The organism is Kitasatospora sp. NPDC043949 (assembly GCF_056435365.1).
The window spans coordinates 54,961-56,974 of sequence record NZ_JBWKEQ010000050.1; the positions used below are offsets into that span (position 1 = coordinate 54,961).

1 protein-coding gene is annotated in these 2,014 nt (G+C 63.9%); it reads left to right on the forward strand.

Annotated features, from left to right (window positions below; all coding sequences use genetic code 11):
- Nucleotides 1–336 precede the first annotated feature (336 nt).
- Nucleotides 337–1,824 (forward strand): FAD-binding protein, encoded by a 1,488-nt coding sequence (locus tag AC07AL_RS31105; RefSeq protein WP_478319034.1) that lies wholly within the window; start codon nt 337–339, stop codon nt 1,822–1,824.
- The last annotated feature ends 190 nt before the right edge of the window (nt 1,825–2,014 follow it).

The window sequence follows — 2,014 nt, forward strand, 5'->3', positions numbered from 1 at the left end:
CCGGCACACGGGCACACGGGCACACGGGCACACGGGCACAACCACACAGGCACACCCAACACGGCCGGGCGGCACCCGCCCACCCACGGACCCCGCCGCCCGGCCGGCCCACACCCCAGGAACACCCCACCGGAAACCAGAACCGGACACACAACCGACAACCGAACACCCACACAGCCCCCACCACCTCAGGGACCCACGCACCCGCCCTCACACACTAACCACCACCAGGCCGCCCACCCGGCCGCCAACCCCAGAACATCACACCATCAGACACCCACACCACGAACAGACACACACCACCCCAACACCCACCCCTACCCGAACAGGACCCCCATGCCCAACCCCAACCTCACCAGGCGCACCCTCCTCACCACCACCGCCACCACCGCCCTCATCACCGCCTACAACACCACCACCCGCACCTGGGCCACCACCAACACCCCCACCATCCACGGCCACCTCTCCCCCGTCCCCACCCTCGACGGCACCCTCACCACCGACACCGCCACCCTCACCGAATTCAGCCACGACTTCGGCCGCCTCACCACCAACACCCCCCACGCCGTCCTCAAACCCGGCTCCGACCAAGACATCATCAAAATCATCAACTACGCCCGCTGCAACGGCCTCAAAGTCGCCATGAACGGCCGCAGCGGCACCGACAACGACCTCGAATCACACTCCAACTACGGCCAGGCCTCCCCCGCCGGCGGCATCAGCATCGACGCCCGCACCCTCAACCGCATCCACACCATCACCCCCACCAACGCCACCGTCGACGCCGGCGTCACCTGGGCCCAACTCACCGACGCCGCCCTCGACCAAGGCCTCACCCCACCCTGCCTCACCGACTACCTCCACCTCTCCATCGGCGGCACCATCAGCATCGGCGGCATCGGCAACACCGTCCAAAAACACGGCCTCCAAGCCGACACCGTCGAATCCATCGACATCATCACCGGCACCGGCCGCCTCCTCACCGCCACCCCCACCAAAAACCGCGACCTCTTCCACGCCGCCCTCGCCGGCGCCGGACAATTCGGCATCATCATCCGCGCCACCGTCAAACTCATCCCCGCCCCCCAACGCGCCCTCGTCTTCAACCTCTACTACAACAACCTCACCACCTACCTCACCGACCAACAAACCATCCTCAACGACGGCCGCTTCCACACCCAAATCGGCGAAATCATCCCCCAACCCAACACCACCCCCCACTACAAAATCGAAACCGCCACCTACTACAACGGCACCACACCCCCCAACCCCACCCCCCTCCTCACCGGACTCAACCCCGACCCCGGCCAAACCACCATCACCGACCAGACCTACCGCGAATACACCTACCGCGCCGACACCTGGACCCAAAACCTCAAAAACCTCGGCTACTGGAACCAACCCAAACCCTGGCTCAGCCTCTTCCTCCCCGCCACCCAAGCCGCCAACTTCATCACCTACGCCACCCCCCTCCTCACCCCCGAAACCCTCGGCCAAGGCCTCCTCCTCTTCTACCCCTTCCCCACCAACAAAATCACCCACCCCTACGCCATCACCCCCAACGAACCCACCACCTACCTCTTCGACCTCCTCACCTTCCCCCACCCCAACACCAACCCCACCACCCAACTCACCCACAACCGCACCCTCTACGACCACGCCACCACCCTCGGCGCCAAACGCTACCTCGTCGGCGCCATCCCCCACATGACCCCCACCGACTGGAAAAACCACTACGGCCCCCAATGGAACAACCTCACCAACACCAAACACAAATACGACCCCACCCACACCCTCACCCCCGGCCAAAACATCTTCCCCTAACAACACAAACACACAAAAACAGAAACAGAAACACACACAGGAACACGCACAGGAACAGACCCACAGAAACACAGACACAGGTAACGCACACAAACACAGACACAGACACAGGTAACGCACGCAGGCACAGGCACAGGAATAGGCGCACAGGCCACGAGCCACCGGCCGCAGGCACACAAGCACAAGCACA

Bases quoted from the DNA above. Each gene is read 5' to 3' on its own strand.
- AC07AL_RS31105 (WP_478319034.1), top strand. From the start codon at position 337: ATGCCCAACCCCAACCTCACCAGGCGCACCCTCCTCACCACCACCGCC.